This window comes from Arcobacter sp. CECT 8989, assembly GCF_004116715.1.
Taxonomy (GTDB): Bacteria; Campylobacterota; Campylobacteria; order Campylobacterales; family Arcobacteraceae; genus Halarcobacter.
This window is the reverse complement of record NZ_PDKE01000002.1, coordinates 166,383-191,656: the sequence shown is the minus strand read 5'-3', so window position 1 is coordinate 191,656 and position 25,274 is coordinate 166,383. Positions and strand designations below refer to the sequence as shown.

Below are 25,274 nucleotides of genomic sequence, written 5' to 3'. Positions count from 1 at the left end.
TTTTTGTTTAAAAATATATCTTATAATCTTAAAAATTTAATTTTATTACTTTTAGTTTTTGTATTTGGACTAATTTTTCTTATTTCTTTACATCTATTTTTTCTAAATCTAATTGAGAACTTAGATAAAAAAACAGAGAATCTAAAAGCAAAGATGGAAATTGGGGAATTAATTGTAAATGACCTACATAAAATACGTTCTGACTTTTATGAATTAGCAACTTCTACTACAAATGTTAGAGGAATGAAACTTATAAATCAAAGAATTGAAAATAAAGTTGAAGAGATAGAAGATAGCCTAAATATTTTAGAAAATGGGGGAAGATTAGAGAGAACTATTAGATTAAATATCGTAGGACACAATGACACAAAAAAGATAATTTCCTATAAAAAAGATAACAATAATATTTCCCTTGAAGTAATTGACTTAAGCCCAAAGATTATTCAATTTGAAGAGATGCTTCAAACTTTAAATGAGCTTTTAAAAAAACAGTTTTCTCTTAAAAGAGAGAATAACTTAGAAGGTTTTTTAAAACAAAACAAAACAATCAAAAGATTTTATAAAAGTACTCCTGCATTTTTTGTAAGGGTTACGGAAAATGCAAATAGACTTTTATATGAAGGAACTATTGAGCTAAAAAAACTACAAGATGAGATTAAAAAGCAAAAGAAACAATATACACAGCTAGAACTACTTTTAATTTTAATGATTATTTTGACAGTTTTAATTCTAGGGTTCTTAATTGCTATTCAAATAAATAAAAATACTAAAAACCTTCAAATACAAGAACGTTCAACTAGAGGTATTTTAGATGCTCAAAAAAATATAGTTGTAGTAAGTAATGGCGATTATATGATTGATGCAAACCAAGCACTGGTTGAGTTTTTTGATGGCTACAATAATTTTAATGACTTTAAAAAAGATCATATTTGTATTTGTGACTTTTTTATTGATATCAAAGATGATGATTATATAGTTGATAAAGATTATGATGGAAGAATGTGGTTTGAGTATATTCTTGATAACCCAAATAAACTCCATAAAGTTGCAATGTATAAACAAAAAAGTTTAAACTATTTTACAATCACTGCTACCAAAAAAATATTAGACTCTCAAAACTTTATTGTTATTGTTGCATTAAATAATATTACAACAGAAATTCAAACACAAAAAAAGTTAAAAGCTTTAAATGATAACCTTGAAAATATAGTAAACCATAAAACAAAAGAACTTCAAGACCTAAATGAAACCCTTGAACTAAGAATCAAAGAAGAAGTTGAAAAAAATAGAGAAAAAGATAAAACTCTAATTCAGCAAGGACGATTTGCAGCTTTAGGTGAAATGATAGGAAATATTGCCCATCAATGGAGACAACCATTATCTGCAATTTCTTCAACTGTTTCTTCAATGCAAATTCAAAGACAATTAGCAATTGCAAGTGATAAAGATATTGATAGCTCTTATGAATCGATTATGAAGTATGTTCAGTTTTTAAATCAAACAATTGAAGACTTTAGAAGCTTCTTTAGAAAAGACAAAGAGCAAATAAAATTCAATATTATAGAAGTTTTAAACAACTCTTTATCTATCACAAGTGCCGTATATAAAGACAATGAGATTATCCTAACATTAGATATAAAAGAAGAACAACTAATTTCAAAAGGCTTTCCAAATGAGCTTTCACAAGTATTTTTAAATATATTAAATAATGCAAAAGATGTTCTAAAAGAGAAAAAATTTGAAAAAAGACATGTTTATATAAAAGCTTACAGTACAAAAATAAATAACGTTATTGAGATTTTCGATAGTGCAGGAGGAATTCCTGTCCATGCAAAAGATAAAGTCTTTGACCCTTACTTCACGACTAAACACAAATCACAAGGTACAGGTATTGGTCTTTATATGAGTAAAGATATTATTGAAAAACACATGAAAGGTTCTTTAACAGCCATAAATTCAGACTTTTTTATTGAACAATATCATTATTTTGGTGCTTGCTTTAAAATAGAATTACCCAAACTTTAGTTTTTTTTAGGTATAATCCCTCAAAATTTTGAGAAGAGGTACACAGTAATGGCATTAAATGTTTACTACGATAAAGATTGTAATATTGAATTAATTAAATCAAAAAAAGTTGCAATGATTGGATTTGGATCACAAGGTCACGCGCACGCAGAAAACTTAAGAGACTCTGGTGTTGAAGTTATTGTTGGATTAAGAAAAAATGGTTCTTCATGGGCTAAAGCTGAAGCTAAAGGTTTTGAAGTTAAAACTGTTGCTGAAGCAACTGCAGCTTCAGACGTTGTTGTAATTTTATTACCAGACGAAAACCAAGCTGATATCTGGGAAAATGAAATCAAAGATAACTTAAAAGAAGGTGCTTACGTTTCATTTGGACATGGTTTCAACATCCACTATGGAAGAATTGCTCCAGCAGCTAACATCAATGTAATGATGGTTGCTCCAAAAGCTCCAGGTCATACTGTAAGATCTGAGTTTACTAAAGGTGGGGGAATTCCTGACTTAATCGCTATTCACCAAGATGCATCTGGTGACACTAAAGATGTAGCATTAGCATATGCTTCTGCAATTGGTGGTGGTAGAACTGGAATTATCGAAACTACTTTCAAAGACGAAACTGAAACTGACTTATTCGGTGAGCAAGCTGTATTATGTGGTGGAGCTACTGCATTAGTTCAAGCTGGTTTTGAAACATTAACTAACGCTGGATATGATCCAATGATGGCATACTTTGAGTGTTTACACGAATTAAAATTAATCGTTGACTTAATGTATGAAGGTGGTATTGCAGATATGAGATATTCTATTTCAAATACTGCTGAATACGGTGATTATATTGCTGGAAAAAGAATCATCAATGACGAGTCTAAACAAGCTATGAGAGAATTATTAACTGAAATTCAAGATGGAAGATTTGCTAAAGACTTTATCTTAGAAGGTCAAGCTGGATACCCAAGAATGAATGCTGAAAGAAAGAACTCAAGAGCTTCTTTAATTGAGCAAACTGGTTCTCAGTTAAGATCAATGATGCCATGGATTGCATCTAACAAAATCGTAGATCAAGACAAAAACTAATTATCTAAGTAAGAGAGTTTAACTCTCTTGCTTCTTTTTTTATATGGCTAAAAGAAAAACTAAACGAAAATCTACTAACACAAAACATAGAAAATCACAAAATATTAATTTTAAACTAATTAATATACTACTATTAATAATCCTTGCCCTAATTATTGCAATTGGAATTTTAATCTATTTAATTGATAATAAAAAAGTAGAAGAATCTAAAAAAGATATTTCTAAAATTGAAAAGAAAATCAAAGAAGATATTACTAAAATACAAGAAACTAGTGAAGATAAACTAAATAAATACGTAAAAAATATTGAAGTAAAAAAAGACAAATTTGAAGAGTATACTGAAGACTTATATAAAGAGTATATTCATGAAAAAACTGAAGACAAAACAACAAATATTATAAAAGAAAAAAAGCCAGACACAAAACCTAAAACAGAAGAAACAACAGATATTCAGACAGAAGAGGTATCTGTATTTCATAAACCACTTCCAATACAAACAAATAAACCTAAACTTGCAATTGTTATTGATGATGTTACAACACAATACCAAATCAATAAAATTAATAATATAGGCTATAAAACTACAATGTCAATCCTACCTCCTACATCAAGAAACGGAAGTACAATTGAAATGGTAAATGGTCTACCTTTTTATATGATTCACTTTCCTATGGAAGCAAAATATTTCAAAGGTGAAGAGCAAGGCACACTTCATATAAAAGACTCTTATGAAAAGATTGAAAAAAGAGTTGCTCAAATAAGAGACTGGTATCCAAATGCACAATTTACAAATAACCATACAGGTAGTAAGTTTACTCAAGATACTGAAGCTATGGATAGACTATTTAAAGCTTTAACAAAATATAACTTTACTTTTATGGATAGTAGAACGACAAGTAAAAGTAAAGGTAAAATCATGGCAGATAAATATGATATGCCATATATTGCAAGAAATATTTTCTTAGACAATGAACAAGAGTTTAGCTATATACAAAATCAATTAAAAAAAGCAATATCAATTGCTAAAAAAAGAGGTTATGCTATTGCCATTGGTCACCCACACGATATCACTATAAAAGTTCTTAGAGAATCTAAACCTTTATTAAAAGATTTAGAACTTATTTATGTAAATCAACTTCCTATTTTATAACTTTATTTATTATTTATAAAGTTTAATTCCTATATTATCTTTTAAAATCTAAGGTTTTAAAATGATAGACAAAATTAATTTTCATATAAATGAATTAGACTCAATGAAAAAATACCCCAAGGAACTTTTTTGTATTGGGAACAAAAATCTTCTAAGCAAAAGAAAGGTTTCTATAGTAGGAAGTAGAAGACCAAATTTATATTCTCAGAAAATGACACACCTTCTTTCACAAGGCTTTTCTCAAAGAGATATGGTAGTTGTAAGTGGCGCTGCTATTGGCGTTGATAGTATTGCTCATAAAGCAGCTAAGGCAGAGAATACAATTGCAGTAGTTGCAAATGGTTTAGATATAAGATATCCAGCTATTAATAAAAAACTTATTGAAGAGATTGAACAAAGTGGTTTAATGCTTAGCTCTTATAAAAAAGGAGAGAAAGCTAGAAACTATAGTTTTGTACAAAGAAATGAAATAGTTGTATCACTTGGAGAAATTTTAATAGTTACTTATGCGGATGAAAAAAGTGGTACATTAAGTTCCATAAACTATGCACTTAAAATGGGTAAAAAGGTATATACTATTCCCCATAGATTAGATGAAAGTATTGGAACACAAAAACTTTTAGAAAAAGGTCTAATTGAACCAATATATTGTATTGAAACATTTTTAAACTCTTTTTGCAGTATTGAGAAAAAAGATGATGAGCTTACAAACTATCTAAAAACTTATCCAAAATATGAAGATGCGATATCAAAGTATGCTAGTAAAATATTTGAGTTAGAACTTGATGGAACAATTATAGTTGAAAATGGACTTATAAAGCCCACTTTTTAGTGCTCTTAAGTTTTTTCTTTTTTATATTCACTTTCGAAAACTTGTTTCAAACTTTCAGTAATCAAAATATTATGTCTTTGCTGTATTTGTTCCCACTGCTTTTTATCTATTTCGATATTTTTATTTTTATCTTTTTTATTTTTTTCAAGAATATCTAATACAAAATTAATTGCATCATTGAAAAAACTTGCAAGCTCACCTTTTTCTTGGTTTGCAGGAAGAGAGAAAAAATCTCCTATATTAGCTTTTACCTTATTCTCAATTGTACTTTCACTAGTGTAAGCTTCTTCTAAAGAGATTTCTCCATCAAAATCTTTATCTGCATTTAGTGTATAGTTTAGTTCATCATCTAAAGATTTTACATGAATACCTGTTCTATATATTGTTTCATCAATACTAGCATAATTCCCATAACCTAAGTTGTCAACTTTTTCATTAATAGATATATCATCAGAATTATAAGTGATGGTTCCTTTTATTCCAAAAGCATTATATGTATTAAGATATTCTTCTTCGGTAAGTTTTCCATCATTATTTACATCAGATGATAAGAATTCTCTTTTGTATGCAATATCTGCAAACCAACCAGATACAAAAGCTTCTGCTTTGGCATTAAGTCTTATATCACCATTTTCTCTTTGAAAAAAATCATCTTCAGAAAAATTTCTTTTAAGTCTATCGATTATTGAATTATCTAAAGCAACTTGAACATGGTTACCATTAGTAGGGTCAGTAAATACTATATTTGTAGTATTTTCATTTTCATTAGTTGTTTGATAAGTGATATTATCTGATTCATTTGTTTTTGTTAAAGTATTATCAAAAGAAAGATTTTCTTTTGATAGTTCTTCTTTTGTCCTATTTTTTATATTTACTTCATATGATTTAAATGCTGTTCCAGATAAAGTAATTTGCATATTTCTTCCTACTCATATAATTATATTGATTATATAACATCATTAAGTTATTAATACTTAAAAGAAGAAATACACAGTAAATATTGATTAGATATTACATATTTTTTTAGATTTTGAGAAACGTAAAATTAAATAACCCAAAATACCAGAAAGAAAAGAACCAATTAAAATAGCAAGCTTGTCAGTATAAAAAAATACATCTGATTCATTATAAGCTAAAGAATTAATAAACAAACTCATAGTAAAACCTATACCAGTTAAAACTGCCACTCCATAAATTTGTTGCCAGTTTGCCCCCTTAGGAAGTTTTGCCAATTTGTATTTAACAGCAAAATAAGTAAATAAGAATACACCTACTTGCTTACCTACAAAAAGTCCTATTATTACACCTAATGAAACCCCTGTTGTCACCTTTTCCAAAGACATATCCCTTAAATCTACACCTGCGTTTACAAAAGCAAACAGAGGTAAAATATAAAAGGCAACCCAATAATGAAGTTGATGCTCAACTGTTTTTGCAGGAGAAACTCTTTTTCTTTGTTCATTTATTGCATTTAATGGAATAGTAAATGCAACTATAATACCAGCCAAGGTTGCATGTACCCCTGATTTTAATACAAAAATCCATAATATTGCACCTACAATCCAATAAAAACCAAGTTTGGTTACATGAAATCTATTAAAAATGATTAAAAGCAAGATACAAATTGCAGCCATTGAAATTGCATGAAATGATAAGTCTGAAGTATAAAAAACTGCGATAATTAAGATTGCGCCTAAGTCATCAAATATAGCAAGTGCCATTAAAAAGATTTTTAAAGTTGTTGGCACTCTTTTACCTAAAAGAGATAAAATACCTAAGGCAAAAGCTATATCTGTTGCAGTTGGTATTGCCCAACCTCTTAATGCAAAATCATCTCCATAGTTAAATATTACAAATATTACTGCTGGAACAACCATTCCTCCAAGTGCAGCTATTGCAGGAAGTGCTATTTTGGAGGGGCTAGAAAGATGTCCAGCTATTAGTTCTCTTTTTATTTCTAAACCAATAAGTAAGAAAAAAATAGCCATTAACCCATCATTTATCCACAAAATTAATGGTTTATCAATATCTAAAATATTACCAATTTTAAAAGTAATTGGTGTATGTAAAAAAGTAGTATAAAACCCGGAATAATCAGAGTTTCGTAAGGCTAAAGCTATAATTGTTACAAATATCAAAATAAGTCCAGATGTAGACTCACTTTTCATGAATTTTTTAACTAATATTTTCATTTTTTTGCCTTAACTTTAAAGATAATAATTCTATTTTATTATTAAAAGCTTTACAAAAAATTAAATTATTATATTTTTTTAGTGTCTAATTATGTCTTAATTGATAAGTAATATCCCCTGCTCCTACACCTAAAACTATTCCATCAGTTATCTCTTCAATAACTTCTCCATCTTTTATAAGTTCAATTTTTCCATCAGTAGTTTTTAAACTATCTGCAAAAGTAGGATTATAAGAAGAGAACTCTTTTTCAAAATCTATTTCAATTTTTTGTTCACCTGGAATTGTCCAGATTGGTAAGATAACTAACTCATCACATCTTCTAAAACACTTTTTAAAACCTTCTAGATTGTCATTAGTTCTGCTGTATTTATGTGGTTGCCAAATTACAACTCTTTTATTCATATTTGTTAAGTTATCATATACTTCTACAGACTTCATTGTTGCTTCTATTTCTGTTGGGTGATGTGCATAATCATCAACAACTACAAGGTCTTTATTTTTTTGAACAATATCAAATCTTTTTTTAATACCCTTATAGTTTTGAATATTTTTTCTAATCTGCTCCACATCAAGCTCTTCAAGTGCTGCTAATATAGCTAATGATGCATCAATTGCAATATGATATCCAAAGCCCCAAACTTCAAAAGAACCAAGCTCTTTTAAATCAAATTTTGTATGTGGTTCACCATCTTTTAAAAGATATGATAGGTTTTTAATATCACTACTTGGATAAAGGTAAGTAGCCTCTTTGATTTCAAGTTTTTTGATGTATTCATCTTCGCCATTTAAAACTCTTTTTTCACCTAAATTAATAAACTTTTTATAGGCTTCAAAAAACTTTTCATAGTCGTATTGGTAGTATTCCATATGTTCTGGTTCTGCATTTGTAACTATAGAACAATAAGGATTAGAAAGTAAAAAGCTTGCATCTGATTCATCAGCTTCAAAAGATACTAAATCATTTACATATCTAAAATTAGAACCAAAATCTTTAGAGATAGCTCCAATTAATGCAGAACTTTCTAAGATAGAAGCTAAGATAGCTGTTGTTGTTGATTTACCATGAGCTCCTGCAACACAATAGTTTTTCTTATCACCTAAAATAATAGGTAAAGCTTCTTTTCTAGAAATAGTTCTTATTTGTTTTAATCTTGCTTCTATTAACTCAGGATTTTCATCTGTAACAGCAGCAGAATAGATAACAATATCTAAATCATCACTAATATTTTTTGCATCTTGAGGACAAAAAACTTTAATGCCTTCACTCTCTAAGTCTTTAGTTATAGGAGAACTTTTTATATCTGAACCACAAACTTCATGTCCATCATTTTTTAAAAATCTTGCAAGAGCTGAAAGCCCTATTCCACCAATACCAATAAAATGTACCTTCATTAAGCGTCCAGTAAATGTTTTAAATTTTCAAACTCTTTTTTTAGAAGTTCACTATTATCTTCTAATAAAGCTTTTACATCATTGTTAAAACTAGTGATAAAGTATCCATACTTTTCTTCACTATTACAAGCATTTAGATTTACTTCTTTTTCATAGAAATCATCAAGTGTAATGTTATTTGCTAAAGCTATAATATGTACTTGTAAAGCATCAGCTAAAGTTTCATCTTCAACAATATTTGAAAGTACAAACAGTAAATCCTTTGCCCCATCAAAGTTATCATAACTCCACTTTTCAATACCGTGCTCATAAAGTGCTCTTACATAAAAAAGTTTTTCATCATCTAAAGATAGTTTTTGATTATTGTTTACAATCACTTCTACTTTTTCAAATGATGTTTCTAAAATTGTTTGGTAAACAGAGTTTATTTTTTCTTCATCTAAATCTAAAATTAACATAGAATCTAATACTTCATAAAGTGCTGCAATATCTTTTGCTGCAATTGCATTGATTCTTGTTGTTTCTAAATAATCTAAGAACTCTGGATTAGTTCTAGCTTCTTGTAACTCTTGTTTATCCATCAATAAAATCCTTTAATCTTTTTAATACTTCTTTTGTCTTCTCTTCATTTTCAACTAAGGCAATTCTTACATAACCTTTTCCAATGCCATTTCTTCCAAGGAAACTTCCTGGTAATACTTTGATATGCTTCTCTTTGAAAAGATTTTTTGTAAACTCTAACTCATCTTCAACTTCTAACCAAATATAAAAAGTTGCTTGAGGAGGTTTTATCCCTAAAATCTCTTGTGCAAGTTCAAAATTTCTTTTATAGATTTTTCTAAATCCATCTACATGAGATGTTTCACTCCAAGCTAAAGCTGCTGTTTTTTGTAATGGAACTGGACTTGCACAACCAACATAAGTTCTATACTTCATATACTCTTCTAAAATCTCTTTGTCTCCAGCAATAAATCCACTTCTAAGACCTGGAGCAGAACTTCTTTTTGAAATAGAGTTCATAACAAGTACATTTTTAAAAGAACTATTTCCAACCTCAACACTTGCTTCAAGTAGTGATACTGGCTTATCATTTTCATCAAAATATATTTCAGAATAACACTCATCATTTACTAAAATAAAATCAAACTCTAATGCCTTTTTAACCCACTCTCCTAACTCTTCTTTTGTCATTTCAGCTGATGTTGGATTATTTGGATAGTTTAAAATTACTAAGTCACATCTTTTAAGTTCTTCATCACTAAGTGTTGCTTTAAAGTTATTCCCTTTAGTTAAATCAATATGAATAATCTCAGCCCTACTAGCAATTGCAGCACCTTCATAAATTTGGTAAAAAGGGTTTGTAAATGCAATTACTGGGTCTTTTTTATCAAAAAGTGCAAATTGAGGGAAGTTAAATAACACTTCTCTTGTACCAAAAGTCGGTATTATCTCACTCATTTCAAGTTCTACATTAAATCTGTTTTTTACAAAAGTAAGCATTGCTTCTTTTAACTCTGGTAAGCCTGCACTTGCTGGATATTTTTGTAAAAAAGAAGTTGTATTTTTTAACTCATCTTGAATAAACTTTGGTGTTTCAAACTTTGGTTCACCAATTGTTAAAGCCGATAGCTCATAGTTATCATTTGGTGTAATATCTTTTAAAAGCTCATTTAACTTTTCAAAAGGGTATTTTTCAAATTTCATTTTTTTCCTTATTCCTCAATAACTGGTATTAATAATTGACTATATTTTTTCATATCAAAAGAGATTAAATCTGGGTTTGTATATAAAAACTTCCAAGAGAATCTTTGTTTAAACATCTCATTTTTTAATGGTAAAATTTGTAAAGTATTTGTTTGCTTTTTAAGCTCTCTAATTGGATTATTATCATTTGAAATAACCTCAACTTTTTGATTAAATATCTTCGCTAAATTCTCAAAGTGGTTTAATAAAGTAGTTTTATCAACTTCTTCACCAATTGGGTCCATATCAAAAATCTTTGTTTTTGTTTTTAGTTGACTTGCAACATCAAAGATTACAGGTGATATTTGCTCATAAGAGTTTACATCATTTACTAAAACAGTTGTCTTTTTAATACTTCCTGTTAACTCTTCCCCTAACTTATAAATAGGAACAGTAAGAGCTTTTATCTCTTTTGCATACTCTTTGATTTTGAACATTTCATGAGTTAGAATAACCATTCCAATATCATACTTTTTCATATCATTTTTAAGTTGCTTTTTCATGGGTTCATAGTGATAATCCATTCTAATTAAAACGGTATCATCATCTTTGAAGCTCTCTTTGATTAAGTCTAATATTCCCACATTTGTAGGTCTTGTTATTCTAATAATCATCTTTGTACTTTTAAACATATTATTTAAGTACTTAACTTCTTTGATTACATCTAATATTCTTTGTTTTGTTTGAATATACATATCCAAATAAAAATACAAATGATGCCCAAAAGGCATAGGAAATTGTCCTTGTGATTTTCCTATTGCATTATATACTTGCATTAATACCGTTGGTTTTCCAATTACAAGAATTATGTCATTTGGTTTTAAAATAAGTGATGGTTTTATATTGATTAGTTTTTCATTTCTATATAATCCAAATATTTTCCACTCATTTTGTTCAATTGAACCAATATATCTATAGGCATAAGAACTACCAAATGGAATTTTAATCTCCATAATTTCACCTTGTTTTAACCCAATATTTTGAGCCATTACAGGGATATTTGGAAGTCTTTCAACCATACCATTAGCTAATACTTCAATTCCTTTGTAGATATTTAAGTAAGGGTCTTCAATCTCAATTCCCCAATAATCTAAAATAGAAATATGTAAAGTATTTTTTCGTGTCTTAATATTTTTAATAACATTTAACATCTCATCTTTTGAGTTAAGAGCTACTAATGCTTGGATATGAATATCCTTGTCAAGTACCATTGCTAACTTAGACTCAGATGTAGGGTCAAACTTATAAAATGTAAAATTTGAAGGTTTTTGTTCTGGAACAATTGCATCGTTCATATAAACTACGTCATAGTTGTTTTCTGTTGTATTAGACTCAACAATCCTACGCATCAATTTTTTTGCAACAATACCATCAAGAATAACTAATATCTTTTTCATAGTAAGATTATATCTTTTTATCTCTAATCATTTACTTTTGTTTAGATATAATCATGTTTTTAATAACAAAAGGAATATTTTTTATGGAATTTAAAATTGATGCAACCTCACACCATAAAGCAAGAGCGTGTACGATTAAAACTGCACACAGTGAGATTAAAACTCCTGTTTTTATGCCTGTGGGGACTCAAGCAACAGTAAAAGCACTTGATGCAAATGATTTATTATCAATGGGTGCTAAAATTATACTAGGAAACACATACCATTTATATTTAAGACCAGGAAGTAAACTTGTTAAAAAGTTTGGTGGACTTCATGGCTTTTCAAAGTTTCCAAACTCTTTTTTAACAGATTCAGGAGGCTTCCAAGCTTTCTCTTTAAGTGATAACTCAAAACCAGATGAAAATGGAATTACTTTTAAATCACATATTGATGGAAGTAAACACTACTTCACTCCTCAAAGTGTACTTGATACACAGTATGATTTAGGTAGTGATATTATGATGATTTTAGATGATTTAGTTGCATTACCAAATACAAAAGAGAGAATTCAAAAATCAATTGAAAGAACTACTAAATGGGCAGGTGAAGCAATCACTTACCATAAAGAACAACAAGCAAAAGGTATTGGAGTAAATCAAAACATCTTTGCAATTATCCAAGGTGGTACGGATAAAGAGTTTAGAAAAATGAGTGCAGAACAACTTTGTGCTATGACTGATTTTGATGGTTTTGCTATTGGTGGATTGTCTGTTGGAGAACCAAATCAAGATATGTATGATACAGTTGAATGGACAACAGATTTTATGCCACTGGATAAACCAAGATACCTTATGGGAGTTGGAACACCTGAGGATTTAATTGAAAATATTGAACGTGGTGTTGATATGTTTGACTGTGTTATGCCAACAAGAAATGCAAGAAATGGAACACTATTTGCAAGTACTGGTAGAGTAAATATCAAAAAAGCAATGTACAAAGAAGACCCAAGCCCTATTGATGAAGAGTGTGATTGTTATACTTGTCAAAACTTTACAAAAGCATATTTAAATCACCTATTCCGTGCAAATGAAATTACATATTTCAGACTTGCTTCAATGCACAATATTAGATACTATTTAAATCTAATGACTCAAGCAAGAGAGGCTATTTTAGCTGATAACTGGGTAGAATTTAAAAAAGAGTTCTATGCAAAAAGAGGAAAATAATTCCTCTTTTACATCATAAAATTTTTGATTACCAAATAAGAAAAAAACAATACTAAAACAATCAGTACAACTAAAGTTTTATCAATTGCTGCTTTCTTGAACTGTTTCTCCTTCTTTATTTTCTTCACTATTAATTCCTTTTTCTTTTTAAATATCTTTTAAGTTTATCATCAACATACTTAGTAAATGTTGTTTTCACTTTAAATATACTTTTTATTTTTAAAAAGTCTAATAAAGATATAGAACCTAATATCTCCTTCATATTTAATAATTCTAAAACTCTTTTTAGCTATAATCCAAATACTTTACTAGTTAAGGAAAATTATGACTGTAGATGATAAATTAATTGATAAACTATCAAAGTTATCAAGCTTAGAGATTGAAGATTCAAGAAAAGAGAATCTAAAATCAGAACTTGCAGATATTATCAACTTCGTAGAAAATCTAAATGAGATTGATGTATCAAATATTGAAGCTACATTCAATACAGTTGAAGGTGGAACTCCATTAAGAGAAGACACTGCTAAGCAAGATTTAGAACTATCAAATCAAATCTTAGAAAACGCTCCAAAAAGCGAAGATGGATACTTTATAGTACCAAAAATTATAGAATAGGAAAAAAAATGGCAGTTAAGGTTTATGGAATAAAAACCTGAAACTCTGTTAGATCAGCCTTAAGGTTTTTTAAGGACAACAACATAGAAGTAGAGTTTTTCAATTTGAAAAAAGACACTCCTACTTCAACTTCTATAGAGTTCTGGGTTCAAAACGCAGGAATTGATTTAGTTTTTAATTCAAGAGGAACTAAATATAGAACACTAAAATTAAAAGAGTTAAACTTAGATGACTCTGGAAAACTTGAATGGCTTATTAAAGAGCCAATGCTTTTAAAAAGACCTATTGTAGAATATGATAATAATGTTTTAGTAGGTTTCAATGAAGAGACATATAAAGAGACTTTCTAGTCTCTTTATAGTTTTATTTACTTTCTTGCTTCTTTTAAAGTTTCAGCAATCATAAATGATAATTCTAATGCTTGGTCAGCATTTAATCTTGGGTCACATTGAGTGTGATATCTGCTAGAAAGACCTTCAGCTGTAATAGCAGAACTTGAACTTCCTGTACATTCAGTTACATTTTGTCCTGTCATTTCTAAGTGAATACCACCTGCATAAGTACCTTCTGCTTTATGGATTTGGAAGAACTGTTTTACTTCACCTAAAATAGATTCAAAATCTCTTGTTTTGTATCCATTATCAGTTTTGATAGTATTCCCATGCATTGGGTCTGATGACCATAATACATTTCTTCCTTCTTCTTTTACTCTTTTTAGTAAATTCGGGAATTTATCAGCAATCTTTTCATTACCCATTCTAACAATAAGATTTAATCTTCCTGCTTCATTTTCTGGGTTTAAAGCATCAATTAGTTTGATTAATTCATCTTCTTGCATAGAAGGACCAACTTTACATCCAATAGGGTTTTTAATACCTCTAAAGTACTCTAAGTGCGCTCCATCAAGTTCTCTTGTTCTATCACCTATCCATAGCATATGAGCAGAACAGTCATACCAATCACCAGTTAATGAATCTTTTCTTGTTAATGCTTCTTCATAGTTTAATAATAATGCTTCATGAGAAGTATATAAAACAGTCTCTTTTAACTGTGCTGTATTTTCAGCAGTGATTCCACATGATTGCATAAAATCTAGTGTTTCAGAAATCTTATTTGCTAAGTTTTCATACATCCCACCTAGTCTATTATCTTTTACGAAATCAAGGTTCCAAGAATGAACTTTATTTAAATCAGCCATACCACCTCTTGCAAACGCTCTTAATAAGTTAAGAGTTGATGCACTTTGATTGTATGCTTTTAATAATTTCTTAGCTTTTGGTGCTCTATCTTTTTCATTAAAGCCCATATTATTTACAATATCACCTCTATATGAAGGTAAAGCTATTCCATTTACTTCTTCAAAGTCTGCACTTCTTGGTTTTGCAAACTGACCTGCAATTCTTCCTACTTTTACAACTGGGCATCCACCTGAAAAAGTTAAAACAACTGCCATTTGCATCATTACTTTAAATAAATCTTTTATATTATTTGCATTAAATGCATTAAATGACTCAGCACAGTCTCCACCTTGTAGTAAAAATGACTTACCATTTACTACCTCAGCTAATTGAGATTTTAAGTTTCTTGCTTCCTCCGCAAAAATTAAAGGAGGATAAGAAGCTAATTCATTCTCTACTTTTTTTAATTTTTCTAAATCTTTATATGTTGGTTGTTGCTTAATAGGGAAATCTCTCCAGCTATTTGGACTCCAAGCTTTCATTATATAACCTTTATTAATATGAAATTGGAAAAATTTTATCCAAAAAGAACTTTAAGTTGACTGGAAAATAGGAGTGATTAAAGTAGTAAAACTACTTTAATCTGCTTTTCTTGCTAGTTTGTTTAATAGGTCTGCAAAAGAGTCTTTAAATGCTTCTAAACCATCATTTAAAAGCTTAGTATAAACTTCATTTACATCAATGTCTTTTGATTCTAATAATTTAAAATACTTATTACACTCTTCTTCACTAATAACTTTTGTAGGAGTTTTTTGACCATTTTCTAACCAATCTTCAATAGTAGCTAATGGTGCTGTATTTACAGAGTGTGGATAAATTAAAGTATCAATATAATAACTTGCTCTTAACTCATCACCTTTTACTCCTGTACTTGCAAAAAGTGTTCTAATATTTTTGTTTTCAAACTTTTCAACTTCGTGGTAACACTTAGCTGCATTGATAATTCCAAGTTTAGCAGTCTCTAAACCTTTTGAAACCATTTTGTTATCACACATTCTATCAAGTCTTGAAACAAATACAGAGATAACAGCTTTGATATCTTTGTTTGAAGCTTTAATACCTTCATCTAAAGCTTGTGCACATTTAATAGCTTGTTCTGGTGAGAAGATTAAAGTTGCATTTACATGAATTCCGGCACTTGTAAGTTCTTTCATTGCTTCATATCCAGCCTCAGTTGCAGGAACTTTAATCATAACATTATCTGCTCCAATTAAAGAGTTTAATCTCATTCCCTCTTCAACTGTTCCCTTTGCATCATCGCAAAGTGTTGGGTCAACTTCAATTGAAATAAACCCATCATTGTTATCTTCTAAATGTAAATCATGTAAAAGTTCTGCTGCTCTTCTAATATCAGAAACTGCTAACTCTTCATAAATAGTTTTTGCTTCATTTGCTTTTAGCATTTGAAGTTGTTGGTCATATGCTGCTGAATTTGTAATAGAAGATTCAAAAATTGCTGGGTTTGAAGTAGCTCCATGGATTACTTCATCTTTAATAATATCTTGAAATCTATTCTCTAAAAAATCTCTTTCTATAAAATCACACCATAAAGAGTAATTAATATCTTCTTTTAAACTCATTCATTATCCTTTTATTTTACGTAGAACGCTTTGTTACTTGTTATATATGGTCTAATATTTTTGTTAAATCTTTTTCATCAACAATAATATTAGCTTCTTTTTTTAATATATCTTTCGCACAAAATGCAACTTTTTTTGCTGCATAAGGGAACATAGAAACATCATTTGCTCCATCCCCTGCTACTAAAGTATCTTCTTGTGAAACTCCAAGCATAGCTTGAACTCTTTGAATCATATCACCTTTAGAAAAACCAAACATCATATCTCCACCAACAAGACCAGTTAAAACTCCATCTTTTTCGTGTAGTATGTTTGAAAAGTCTGCATCTATTCCTAGTTTTTCTTTAGCTGGCCCTGTTCCTATTCTAAAACCTCCAGAGAAACAAACTACTTTATAGTCTTGTTTTTTAAGCTCCGTAATTAATTCAAAAGCACCTGGCATAAGAGGTAAATTTTTACAAATCTCTACAGCTTTTGCATACTCTAAACCTTTTAGTAAAGATACTCTTTCTACTAAAGATTCAAAAAAGTCAAGATCTCCTGCCATTGCTTTTTCAGTAATACTTGCAACTTTTTCCTCTAAACCTAAAGGCTTAGCTAAAAAGTCAATTGTTTCTCCATCCATTAAAGTTGAATCGAAATCAAATACAGCTAATTTCATATACATTTTCCTAGTTTTATTCTTTTAAGGCTATAATATTATCCAAATTTTACTAAAGGAAACTGATTGAAGCTTTGTTGTATTGATATTGGACTTAAAAGAATAGGACTTGCAATTTGCCTACAAGGGGACATTGTTACACCTCTTCCCGCAATATTAAGAAAGAATAGAAATCAAGCTTCAAATGACGTTTTAAAAACTTTAAATGAGTGGGAAATTGATACTTTAATTGTTGGATATCCAAGTGCAAGTGAAGATATGCAAAAAAGAATTAAGCACTTTGTAAATCTACTTGATTTTGACAAAGAAGTTATCTTTCAAGAAGAGAATATGAGTTCAATAGAAGCAGAAGATTTGATGAAAGGTGACATCAAATATAAAAGAGATGGAAGAGTTGACTCCCTTGCTGCTAAAATTATATTAGAAAGATATCTTAGTAAGAACTAATCCCTTTATTTAGTTAAGTTATGAACCACTGCTATTGCAACGCCTTTATCATGTGTTATTGAAAGAGATGTTTTTTTAATCTTATATTTCTTTCTTAAGGCTTTAGAATACTTTAGTTTTGGTGCACCATTTTTATCTTTTTTTATTTTTAAATCATGAAAAGAACACTCTTTTCCAATACCTGTACCTATTGCTTTACTTGCAGCTTCTTTTGCTGCCCAAAAACCAGCTGCTGTTTCAAACCTTTTAATTAGTTCAATCTCTTCATCATTAAGAAATCTTTCATAAGCTCTTCTTCCGAACTTTTCATACATATTTTTTATTCTATCAATTGAAGCTATATCAATACCTATCATTTTTAACCTATCTCTTTGTATAATTCTTTATGAAAATATTTTTACGTAAATTATTATATCTTATCATTATGCTTTTTATTATAAGTTTAATATCATTTGTAGCTATAAATCTAGCTCCAAACTCTTTTTTTGCAAGTGGAGAACTAAATCCAAATATAACAAAAGAGTCTATTGAACAACTAAAGGCTATCTATGGTTTAGACAAACCTCTTTATGTACAATATTTCTCTTGGGTTCTTGCAATTATACAACTTGATTTTGGAATATCTTTTGCAAGTGGAGAGCTTGTGAAAAATGAGATTTTACAAAGACTTCCAGTAACTTTAACACTAAATATTATTTCAATGTTTTTAATCTTTATTATTTCACTTTACTTAGGCATCAAAGCAGCATTAAATAAAAACTCTTTATTTGACAAGTTTGCTAGTCAACTTTCTTTGGTAAGTTTCTCTATGCCTTCATTTTATTTGGCACTAATTGCAATAATGGTTTTTTCTATTCACTTAGAAATACTTCCTATTGCTGGACTTCACTCAGTTGCCGATGATGGAAGTTTAACTTACTATTTAGATTATGCATGGCATTTAATTTTACCAATATCTATAATCACTTTTGCAGGAATTGGAAGTTTGACTTTATATGTAAGATCACTTGTAATTGAGATTTTAAAATCTGATTATATCTTCTTTGCAAAAGCAAGAGGTCTTACTAAAAATCAAATTCTTAGATACTATATTTTACCTAATCTTTATCCACCAGTTATAACATTACTTGGGTTATCTCTTCCAGGGATAATTGGAGGAAGTGTTATCTTAGAATCAATTTTTTCTATAAATGGAATGGGATTACTATTTTTCCAAAGTGCTTTAAGTCATGATTACCCAGTTATTATGGGAATACTTATTATTGGAGCTTTACTTACGCTTCTTGGAAATATGATTGCTGATTTAATCTTACTAAAACTAAATCCAAATTATGATGCAAAATAGTTAGGATTTCTTAGGTATTTAGCAATTTTTTTATACACTTGCCAAAAAGAAACTTGATAAGGAAAGTCTTGAAAATTTTAAAAACAATAGAAGAACTTCAAGAAGTAACTTCTTCTAACAAAACTAAAACTACAGGTTTTGTTCCAACAATGGGAGCACTACATGATGGACATATCTCTTTAATAAAACAAGCGAGAAATGAAAATGAAGTAGTTGTAGTTTCTATCTTTGTAAATCCAACACAATTTCTTCCAGGTGAAGATTTAGATGCTTATCCAAGACGTGACGAAGCAGATAAGAAAATATGTGAAATGTGCAAAGTTGATTATCTATTTATGCCTGATATTTCTACTATGTATACAGAAGAAGAGGTACTAATAAAAGCCCCTAATAATAGTTATGTTTTAGAAGGAAAAACTAGACCAGGACATTTTGATGGGGTTTTACAAGTTGTACTTAAACTATTTAATTTAGTTCAACCAACACGTGCTTACTTTGGAAAAAAAGATGCTCAGCAATTAACTCTTATACAACAAATGGTTAAAAATCTATTTTTACCAATTGAAATAGTTCCTTGTGAAATAGTAAGAGAAAAAGATGGTTTAGCACTTAGTTCTAGAAATGTTTATTTAGATGAAACTCAAAGAAAAGATGCTCTTTTAATCTCTAAAGCTTTATATTCTGCTGCTTCACTTGTAGGAAAAAGTGAATTAAAAGCATCTGCTTTAAAGGAAAAAATGCAAGAAGTAATGCAAACTTTAGATGTAGAGTATATTGCTGTTGTTGATAGAAACTTTAATGAGATTGAGAAGATTGAATTAAAGAACTCTATTATCCTTGTAGTTGCAAGATTTGGAGATACAAGACTACTTGATAATATCTGGCTTTAAGATAATAAAGGTGTACTATTAAAAGTACACCGCTTTAAAGCTTGCTATTTCTTTATTCTCTTTATCAAATAAACTCATACTCTCACCTTTGGTTTTAAAAGTTTTTGCACCTGATAAAACCTTTGCAAAAGCATCTTCAGTTTTTATATTTGGACACATCATTTTTGTACTAGCTACTTTGCTAAACTCTATGTTTTCACTATTTTGAGTAAACTGTCCAAAAAAGTTATTACATCCTAAATTTCCAATAACTCTTCCATCTTTTTGAAACTTGATATAGGCTTCTTTTCTGAAAACTTTTACTTCTTTATCAAAAAAAAATATTGCTTTCCAATAAGTATTTGTCAATGACACATTTGGTTTTAGTTGCTCTTTTTGAACATTTGTATTACTCGAACATGCAACAAAAAAAAGGCTCAAAAAGCCTAATACTGAAAGATTAATATTTTTAATCATAACTGCTCCTGTAAATAATCATTTATTAATTTTGCAAAGATAACATATCAAAATGATTTTAATATAAAATTAATGTAAAATTTTCAGCTAATATAATTTACAAAAATCTGATATTATGCTAAAATTCGCAAAAAATTTAAAAAGATAAAAAAGAATGAGATTTAGCGAAACAAAACCTACAAAAACTTTACATTTAGTTAGTCTTGGATGTACAAAAAACCTTGTTGATTCAGAAATCATGTTAGGAAAACTAAAAGAGTATGAAATTACCAACGAACCTACTATTGCTGATGTAATCATCGTAAATACATGTGGATTTATTGATAGTGCAAAAGAAGAGAGTATTAATACTATTTTAAATCTGCATGATGAAAGAAAAGAAGAATCAGTTCTTGTAATGGCAGGATGCTTAACACAAAGATATCAAGAAGAACTACAAAAAGAGCTTCCAGAAATTGATATTTTTACAGGGGTTGGGGATTATGACAAGATTGATAAACTTGTAAATGAAAAAAGATCTGCTTTTACGGATGAAGTATTTTTATTAGATGAATCAGATGATAGAGTTATTACTGCTTCTTCATATCATGCCTATATCAAATTAAGTGAAGGATGTAATCAAACCTGTTCATTCTGTGCAATCCCTAGCTTTAAAGGAAAACTTCATTCTAGAACTTTAGAGTCACTTGTAAAAGAGGTTAAAAATCTTGTTTCAAATGGATATAAAGACTTTTCTTTTGTTTCACAAGACTCTTCTTCATATTTAAGAGATTTAAATATTAAAGATGGACTTGAAAAGTTAATTGAAGAAGTTGAAAAAATTGAAGGTGTTCATAGTGCAAGAATTCTTTATCTTTATCCGAGTACAACAAGCCTAAATTTAATTGAAAAAATCAAAGACTCAAAAGTATTTGAAAACTATTTTGATATGCCCTTACAACATATCTCATCTAATATCTTAAAAATTATGAAAAGAGGAAAAGGTGTTGAAAAACTAAAAGAGCTAATGAACTCAATGAAAGCAGTTCCAAACTCTTTTGTAAGAACAACATTTATTGTAGGACATCCTGGAGAATCTCAAGAAGATTTTGAAGAGTTATGTGATTTTGTTAGAGACTATAAATTTGACAGAGCTAATGTATTCTCATATTCTGATGAAGATGGAACAAGTGCATATGATATGTTAGATAAGGTTCCTCAAGAGATTATTGATGAAAGAGCAGAAGTTTTAGGTGAAATCATAAAAGAGACAACTCTTGAATCACTAGCACAAGAGATTGGAAATGAGTTTGATGTTTATGTTGATGGAGAAAGTGATGAGCATGAGTACTTATTAAGTGCTAGAAAAACTGCTTGGGCTCCTGAAATTGACGGAGAAGTATATATCAATGATAATCAGCTACTAAATGAAGATGGCGAAGGAAAACAGATTGAGTTTGGTGGTAAATACAGAGTTAAAATCACAGAACTAGTTGGAGATAAACTATTAGCAACTGTTACTAAAGAATATGCAAACTAAAAATTTTGAAGTAATCAACACAAAGAGAAATCTCTTAGGTTTTTCAGGTGGTGTTGATTCTTCTGCTCTTTTTTTTCTTTTACTTGAAAAAAAGATTCCCTTTGATATTGCAATTGTTGACTATAACTTTAGAAAAGAGTCTAAAGAAGAAGTTGCATATGCAAAAGAACTAGGTAAAAAATACAATAAAAAAATCTATCTAAAAGAAGTTGTTTTAAATAATACTTCAAACTTTGAAAAAAAAGCAAGGGATGTTAGATATAACTTCTTTGATGAAATAATTGAAGACAACTCTTATGAAGCACTAATTACCGCGCACCAACTAAACGATAAGCTAGAGTGGTTTTTGATGCAGTTTACTAAAGGTGCAGGACTAAATGAAATACTATCCTTTGAATTAGAATCTAGTAGAAAAGATTACAAAGTTTTTAAACCTCTAATTAATATTTCTAGACAAACTCTTGAAAACTATCTAAATGAAAATAATATCAAATACTTTATAGATAGCTCAAATGAAGATGAAAACTTTAAAAGAAACTATTTTAGAAAACACTTTTCAAATGCACTTATAAATGAGTTTGAAGAAGGAATTAGTAATAGTTTTGAATACCTAGAAGAAGATTTAAAATCTTTAAAAAACTCAATATCACTAATCTTTAAAGATAAAGATTTAGAAGTATATAAAAATACAAATGATGATAATCTAAATATCAAAATCATTGACGAAAGTTTGAAAAAAAGAGGAATACTTCTTACAAAAAAACAAAGAGATGAGATTTTAATTCAAAAAGAGTTAGTAGTTTCACATAAAATAGTTATTTCAATTTTGGATACTTATATTTATATTTGTCCATATCTTAAAGACACTATTTTAACAAAAGAGTTTAAAGAAGTTTGTAGGATAAATAAAATCCCTAATAAGGTTAGATTTTATATTTTTGAATACGTAGAGATTGAAAAACTGTTAGAGAAAATAGATTAAAGAAATTTTCTTACTTTTCTATTTTCAACAATCTCTTTTCTTGTAGTTTCTTTGTGAGTTTTTAAAAAATCTACACTTTTATAAAAAAGTTCTTGAAGTTTTTTTAAATCTTCAAGTTCTAAATCAAAGCTAGTGATATCTCCATCACTTAAATATTTCTCATACCAATTTACAAGAGCATCTGCTCTTTGGTAAGAGTCTAAAGAGTCAATATATATTAACTCTTCTAAAGCCTTTAAAGACCTGTCTCTTCTTTCCATGCGTCAATTAAACCTTGAACAACTTTCATTACTTGTTCTACTGCATTAACATTATCATCAACACCTGCAGTAAATAGTGTTTCAATTTGATATAAATATAGCCCATCTAAATAGTAAGAAACATCTCCACCATTATCAAAATCAAGAACATTTCTTAGTTCATCAAAAATAGCTACAGTTTTATTAATATTAGTGAACTTCATCTCTACGTCACCTGTTTCCATTGCATGCTTTACAAAAGATAAATATTTTAAAGTTCCTTCATATAACTTTAATACAAGCATGTAAGGGTCATTTGATACTGCACCTTGTTGCTGATATGCTTCAATTCCCATTAAATTCTCCAATTAATATTCGAAAAGTATATTATAACTTTACTTAAGTTGAACTAATTTTAGTTCCCAGATATTGATTGTTCAATCATCATTTTTAAGCCTGCGAATTGATTTTCAAACTGTGCAATAACTGCACCATAAGATGCAAATTGCTGTGCCAATAATGCATATCTACTATCTAAAGATTCTTGTGCACTATCTACATCTTCTTGTAAAGACTCTTTTCGAGAATTCATGTTCTCTTCATACTTTGTTAAAAGTCCATCAAATGAATCTAAAGAGTCTACATACTCTTTTAAGTCTGTTCCTAAGCCAGGACTTTCTGCTGCACCAATAAATAAATCTTTTAAAGCACTAATATCATCTTCCATTGCTTCATTAAATTTTGTACTATCTAAACTTAGCACACCATTTTTGTCAACTTCAAAACCAAAATTAAAAATACTTAGCTTATCATCACCATATGAACCAAAAAGTTTATCTTTAATTCCTTCAACAACTGTTCTAAGTGTTGACTTATCTTCAATTGAACTTTCTGATGAGTACAACTCATCATCTATCACTGAAATTAACGCATTATATTGTGACACAAAATCTTGTAAAAGAGGTTCAACTGTTGAAACATCTTTCTCAATAGAAATTGAAGAAAACTCTCCAGGTTCATTCTTTTCTACAGCCGTGATTTTTAATCCACCATCAACAACTATAACATTTGAAGAAACATCATAATCAATACCATCTACTGTAGCTTTCATATTTTGTGCAGAAACAGTATGATTAGAAGCTTCATTAAGCCCTAAATCAACTCCTGTTTGTGTAATTGTAATAGCATTTTCAAGTCCTGACTCACTACTTTTAATAACAAGTCTATTTTGATTTTCTCCTACACTCTCTACATTTGCAGTATAACTACTATTGTTGTTTATTTTTTTTGCTAACTCTTCATAAGTTAAACCCTCTGTAGAGAACTTTTCTCCTCTTGACATTCCTAATGTTTCGGTAGTAAGAGATTCAGTTACTGTAATATCTGTTTCTTTATCTTTATGAGAAATAGATAATCTTCCTTCTGAAGAAAGTTTAGCATCTAACTCTTCATCTAAATTAATCTCTGCAATTAAGTCCCCATAAGTAGTGTCAGCATTAATAGTAAATTCCTTATCAACACCATCTACATTTATAGTTATTGTTCCGCCTGTAGCATCAACTATATCATCATTAGATACTTTAATATCACTTTGATAAACTGGCTTACCTGGTTGATTTAACGTCAACATATCTCCAGATATAGGTTTTGCAGGAATAGAAGAACTAAAGTTAACATCAGCATCAATATCAGTAGCTAAATCACTATATGTTTTTCCATCAGTTGAAAAAACAACATCTCCATTTACTCCATCGTTGATTGTTAAAGTATTTGCTACTGAATCATATGTCGCTGTTATTGAACCTTCATCATTAATTACTTGAGCTAAGCTTTCAAAATCTTCACCTTGCGTAGTAAAAGTTTTTCCATTAATATCTATACTTGAACTAGTAGCTACAACTGCTTTTTTATCTGCAAAGGTATTTGTTTGGTAAACATCTTTTTTTGCTAATTGCTCAATAAATACTTCTGTTGTACCTTCACTAATTTGTCCAACATCAACAGCATCAAAAACTGCTGAAGTACCTGTAACATTTGCAACTTTTTGATCAAAGGCATTCACACCACCTTTAACAAAAAGATCAAAAGGTTTTACACTTTCTAAAAATTGATTTACTTGATCTGTAATGCTCTTTAGAGTGTCACTCTCTCCACCTTCTTCTGTAATAGAATTAAGCTGGTCTTCAATAGGTTTTACTCTTGCTACTCTTTCTGCATCTTTTAATTTATCTAAAAGCTCTTGATTTAACTGTGAACTTCCTAATCCTAAAATTCCTTCAGCCATAATTGCC

Annotated in this window: 25 protein-coding genes and 1 pseudogene; 12 read left to right on the top strand and 14 right to left on the bottom strand. The window is 29.2% G+C overall.

Annotated elements, in window-relative coordinates; all coding sequences use genetic code 11:
- Positions 1–3: 3 nt before the first annotated feature.
- The 4 genes from CRV02_RS03080 (at position 4) to CRV02_RS03065 (ending at position 5,078) form a co-directional block, all read left to right on the top strand.
- Positions 4–2,025 carry a sensor histidine kinase gene (locus CRV02_RS03080; protein WP_129089117.1) on the top strand — a complete coding sequence of 674 codons (2,022 nt, stop codon included), beginning with the start codon at positions 4–6 and terminating at the stop codon, positions 2,023–2,025.
- Between the two features lie 48 nt (positions 2,026–2,073).
- Positions 2,074–3,096: a ketol-acid reductoisomerase gene (gene ilvC, locus CRV02_RS03075; protein WP_129084933.1), complete on the top strand. Its 1,023-nt coding sequence runs from the start codon at positions 2,074–2,076 to the stop codon at positions 3,094–3,096.
- A 43-nt stretch (positions 3,097–3,139) separates the two neighbouring features.
- Positions 3,140–4,246, top strand: a complete 1,107-nt coding sequence (locus CRV02_RS03070) for a divergent polysaccharide deacetylase family protein (RefSeq protein ID WP_129089116.1) — start codon at positions 3,140–3,142, stop codon at positions 4,244–4,246.
- Positions 4,247–4,307: 61 nt separating this feature from the next.
- Positions 4,308–5,078 carry a DNA-processing protein DprA gene (locus tag CRV02_RS03065; RefSeq protein WP_129089115.1) on the top strand — a complete coding sequence of 257 codons (771 nt, stop codon included), beginning with the start codon at positions 4,308–4,310 and terminating at the stop codon, positions 5,076–5,078.
- A 5-nt stretch (positions 5,079–5,083) separates the two neighbouring features.
- Here the strand turns inward: CRV02_RS03065 and CRV02_RS03060 are convergent, their stop codons facing one another.
- The 6 genes from CRV02_RS03060 to CRV02_RS03035 form a co-directional block, all read right to left on the bottom strand.
- The gene (locus tag CRV02_RS03060) at positions 5,084–5,995 is read right to left on the bottom strand and encodes a hypothetical protein (protein ID WP_129089114.1); all 912 of its coding nucleotides are present in this window, start codon (positions 5,993–5,995) and stop codon (positions 5,084–5,086) included.
- 87 nt (positions 5,996–6,082) lie between these two features.
- A complete protein-coding gene (gene nhaA / locus CRV02_RS03055; protein ID WP_129089113.1) occupies positions 6,083–7,270 on the bottom strand; it encodes a Na+/H+ antiporter NhaA in 1,188 nt (395 codons plus the stop codon).
- Positions 7,271–7,355: 85 nt separating this feature from the next.
- Complete coding sequence (murC, locus tag CRV02_RS03050; protein WP_129089112.1) at positions 7,356–8,663, bottom strand: UDP-N-acetylmuramate--L-alanine ligase; 1,308 nt, start codon at positions 8,661–8,663, stop codon at positions 7,356–7,358.
- Positions 8,663–9,244: a hypothetical protein gene (locus tag CRV02_RS03045; RefSeq protein ID WP_129089111.1), complete on the bottom strand. Its 582-nt coding sequence runs from the start codon at positions 9,242–9,244 to the stop codon at positions 8,663–8,665. Before CRV02_RS03045 ends, murC begins: the two co-directional genes overlap by 1 nt.
- The gene (locus CRV02_RS03040) at positions 9,237–10,367 is read right to left on the bottom strand and encodes a succinyldiaminopimelate transaminase (RefSeq protein WP_129089110.1); all 1,131 of its coding nucleotides are present in this window, start codon (positions 10,365–10,367) and stop codon (positions 9,237–9,239) included. The genes CRV02_RS03045 and CRV02_RS03040 overlap by 8 nt, the downstream gene beginning before the upstream one ends.
- 8 nt (positions 10,368–10,375) lie before the next feature.
- Complete coding sequence (locus CRV02_RS03035) at positions 10,376–11,803, bottom strand: COG3400 family protein (protein WP_129089109.1); 1,428 nt, start codon at positions 11,801–11,803, stop codon at positions 10,376–10,378.
- An 83-nt stretch (positions 11,804–11,886) separates the two neighbouring features.
- On the opposite strand from CRV02_RS03035, the gene tgt reads away from it, so the two are divergent.
- The 3 genes and pseudogenes from tgt to CRV02_RS03020 form a co-directional block, all read left to right on the top strand.
- Positions 11,887–13,011, top strand: a complete 1,125-nt coding sequence (gene tgt / locus CRV02_RS03030; RefSeq protein ID WP_129084942.1) for a tRNA guanosine(34) transglycosylase Tgt — start codon at positions 11,887–11,889, stop codon at positions 13,009–13,011.
- A gap of 324 nt (positions 13,012–13,335) precedes the next feature.
- Positions 13,336–13,626 (top strand): Asp-tRNA(Asn)/Glu-tRNA(Gln) amidotransferase subunit GatC, encoded by a 291-nt coding sequence (gene gatC / locus CRV02_RS03025; RefSeq protein WP_129084953.1) that lies wholly within the window; start codon positions 13,336–13,338, stop codon positions 13,624–13,626.
- 56 nt (positions 13,627–13,682) lie between these two features.
- Positions 13,683–13,976, top strand: a pseudogene (locus CRV02_RS03020) (arsenate reductase family protein); the annotation flags it as partial.
- A 17-nt stretch (positions 13,977–13,993) separates the two neighbouring features.
- Here CRV02_RS03020 and CRV02_RS03015 read toward each other — a convergent pair.
- From CRV02_RS03015 to serB, 3 genes are all read right to left on the bottom strand, one after another.
- Positions 13,994–15,349, bottom strand: coding sequence for a class II 3-deoxy-7-phosphoheptulonate synthase (locus CRV02_RS03015; protein WP_375137082.1), 1,356 nt, complete (start codon positions 15,347–15,349; stop codon positions 13,994–13,996).
- Positions 15,350–15,442: 93 nt separating this feature from the next.
- Positions 15,443–16,444 (bottom strand): transaldolase, encoded by a 1,002-nt coding sequence (locus CRV02_RS03010; RefSeq protein ID WP_129089106.1) that lies wholly within the window; start codon positions 16,442–16,444, stop codon positions 15,443–15,445.
- A gap of 40 nt (positions 16,445–16,484) precedes the next feature.
- Positions 16,485–17,105 carry a phosphoserine phosphatase SerB gene (serB, locus tag CRV02_RS03005; RefSeq protein WP_129089105.1) on the bottom strand — a complete coding sequence of 207 codons (621 nt, stop codon included), beginning with the start codon at positions 17,103–17,105 and terminating at the stop codon, positions 16,485–16,487.
- 66 nt (positions 17,106–17,171) lie between these two features.
- Here serB and ruvX point away from each other — a divergent pair, with 66 nt between their 5' ends.
- Positions 17,172–17,552, top strand: coding sequence for a Holliday junction resolvase RuvX (ruvX, locus tag CRV02_RS03000; RefSeq protein ID WP_129089104.1), 381 nt, complete (start codon positions 17,172–17,174; stop codon positions 17,550–17,552).
- A gap of 5 nt (positions 17,553–17,557) precedes the next feature.
- Here the strand turns inward: ruvX and acpS are convergent, their stop codons facing one another.
- The gene (gene acpS, locus CRV02_RS02995; RefSeq protein WP_129089103.1) at positions 17,558–17,908 is read right to left on the bottom strand and encodes a holo-ACP synthase; all 351 of its coding nucleotides are present in this window, start codon (positions 17,906–17,908) and stop codon (positions 17,558–17,560) included.
- Between the two features lie 29 nt (positions 17,909–17,937).
- Here acpS and CRV02_RS02990 point away from each other — a divergent pair, with 29 nt between their 5' ends.
- Complete coding sequence (locus tag CRV02_RS02990) at positions 17,938–18,897, top strand: ABC transporter permease (RefSeq protein ID WP_129089102.1); 960 nt, start codon at positions 17,938–17,940, stop codon at positions 18,895–18,897.
- Positions 18,898–18,965: 68 nt separating this feature from the next.
- Positions 18,966–19,787: a pantoate--beta-alanine ligase gene (gene panC / locus CRV02_RS02985; protein ID WP_129089101.1), complete on the top strand. Its 822-nt coding sequence runs from the start codon at positions 18,966–18,968 to the stop codon at positions 19,785–19,787.
- Positions 19,788–19,805: 18 nt separating this feature from the next.
- Here panC and CRV02_RS02980 read toward each other — a convergent pair whose 3' ends face one another.
- The gene (locus CRV02_RS02980) at positions 19,806–20,243 is read right to left on the bottom strand and encodes an META domain-containing protein (RefSeq protein ID WP_129089100.1); all 438 of its coding nucleotides are present in this window, start codon (positions 20,241–20,243) and stop codon (positions 19,806–19,808) included.
- Between the two features lie 154 nt (positions 20,244–20,397).
- Here CRV02_RS02980 and rimO point away from each other — a divergent pair, with 154 nt between their 5' ends.
- The gene (gene rimO, locus CRV02_RS02975) at positions 20,398–21,762 is read left to right on the top strand and encodes a 30S ribosomal protein S12 methylthiotransferase RimO (RefSeq protein ID WP_129089099.1); all 1,365 of its coding nucleotides are present in this window, start codon (positions 20,398–20,400) and stop codon (positions 21,760–21,762) included.
- Positions 21,752–22,744, top strand: coding sequence for a tRNA lysidine(34) synthetase TilS (tilS, locus tag CRV02_RS02970; RefSeq protein ID WP_129089098.1), 993 nt, complete (start codon positions 21,752–21,754; stop codon positions 22,742–22,744). The genes rimO and tilS overlap by 11 nt, the downstream gene beginning before the upstream one ends.
- Here tilS and CRV02_RS02965 read toward each other — a convergent pair.
- From CRV02_RS02965 to fliD, 3 genes are read right to left on the bottom strand one after another with little or no spacing between them, the layout of a single operon-like run.
- Positions 22,741–23,004, bottom strand: a complete 264-nt coding sequence (locus tag CRV02_RS02965; RefSeq protein WP_129089097.1) for a hypothetical protein — start codon at positions 23,002–23,004, stop codon at positions 22,741–22,743. The genes tilS and CRV02_RS02965 overlap by 4 nt on opposite strands.
- Entirely contained in the window at positions 22,980–23,339 is a 360-nt protein-coding gene (fliS, locus tag CRV02_RS02960; RefSeq protein WP_129089096.1) for a flagellar export chaperone FliS, read from the bottom strand. The genes CRV02_RS02965 and fliS overlap by 25 nt, the downstream gene beginning before the upstream one ends.
- 59 nt (positions 23,340–23,398) lie before the next feature.
- A complete protein-coding gene (fliD, locus tag CRV02_RS02955) occupies positions 23,399–25,267 on the bottom strand; it encodes a flagellar filament capping protein FliD (protein WP_129089095.1) in 1,869 nt (622 codons plus the stop codon).
- Between the last annotated feature and the right edge of the window lie 7 nt (positions 25,268–25,274).

Coding starts and splice junctions, on each gene's coding strand:
- CRV02_RS03070 (WP_129089116.1), top strand. CDS start 3,140: ATGGCTAAAAGAAAAACTAAACGAAAATCTACTAACACAAAACATAGA.
- CRV02_RS03045 (WP_129089111.1), bottom strand. CDS start 9,244: ATGGATAAACAAGAGTTACAAGAAGCTAGAACTAATCCAGAGTTCTTA.
- fliS (WP_129089096.1), bottom strand. CDS start 23,339: ATGGGAATTGAAGCATATCAGCAACAAGGTGCAGTATCAAATGACCCT.
- CRV02_RS03065 (WP_129089115.1), top strand. CDS start 4,308: ATGATAGACAAAATTAATTTTCATATAAATGAATTAGACTCAATGAAA.
- CRV02_RS02965 (WP_129089097.1), bottom strand. CDS start 23,004: ATGGAAAGAAGAGACAGGTCTTTAAAGGCTTTAGAAGAGTTAATATAT.
- CRV02_RS03040 (WP_129089110.1), bottom strand. CDS start 10,367: ATGAAATTTGAAAAATACCCTTTTGAAAAGTTAAATGAGCTTTTAAAA.
- CRV02_RS02980 (WP_129089100.1), bottom strand. CDS start 20,243: ATGATTAAAAATATTAATCTTTCAGTATTAGGCTTTTTGAGCCTTTTT.
- tilS (WP_129089098.1), top strand. CDS start 21,752: ATGCAAACTAAAAATTTTGAAGTAATCAACACAAAGAGAAATCTCTTA.
- nhaA (WP_129089113.1), bottom strand. CDS start 7,270: ATGAAAATATTAGTTAAAAAATTCATGAAAAGTGAGTCTACATCTGGA.
- serB (WP_129089105.1), bottom strand. CDS start 17,105: ATGAAATTAGCTGTATTTGATTTCGATTCAACTTTAATGGATGGAGAA.
- gatC (WP_129084953.1), top strand. CDS start 13,336: ATGACTGTAGATGATAAATTAATTGATAAACTATCAAAGTTATCAAGC.
- CRV02_RS03060 (WP_129089114.1), bottom strand. CDS start 5,995: ATGCAAATTACTTTATCTGGAACAGCATTTAAATCATATGAAGTAAAT.
- ilvC (WP_129084933.1), top strand. CDS start 2,074: ATGGCATTAAATGTTTACTACGATAAAGATTGTAATATTGAATTAATT.
- tgt (WP_129084942.1), top strand. CDS start 11,887: ATGGAATTTAAAATTGATGCAACCTCACACCATAAAGCAAGAGCGTGT.
- murC (WP_129089112.1), bottom strand. CDS start 8,663: ATGAAGGTACATTTTATTGGTATTGGTGGAATAGGGCTTTCAGCTCTT.
- fliD (WP_129089095.1), bottom strand. CDS start 25,267: ATGGCTGAAGGAATTTTAGGATTAGGAAGTTCACAGTTAAATCAAGAG.
- CRV02_RS03035 (WP_129089109.1), bottom strand. CDS start 11,803: ATGAAAAAGATATTAGTTATTCTTGATGGTATTGTTGCAAAAAAATTG.
- acpS (WP_129089103.1), bottom strand. CDS start 17,908: ATGATAGGTATTGATATAGCTTCAATTGATAGAATAAAAAATATGTAT.
- CRV02_RS03010 (WP_129089106.1), bottom strand. CDS start 16,444: ATGAGTTTAAAAGAAGATATTAATTACTCTTTATGGTGTGATTTTATA.
- rimO (WP_129089099.1), top strand. CDS start 20,398: ATGAGATTTAGCGAAACAAAACCTACAAAAACTTTACATTTAGTTAGT.
- CRV02_RS02990 (WP_129089102.1), top strand. CDS start 17,938: ATGAAAATATTTTTACGTAAATTATTATATCTTATCATTATGCTTTTT.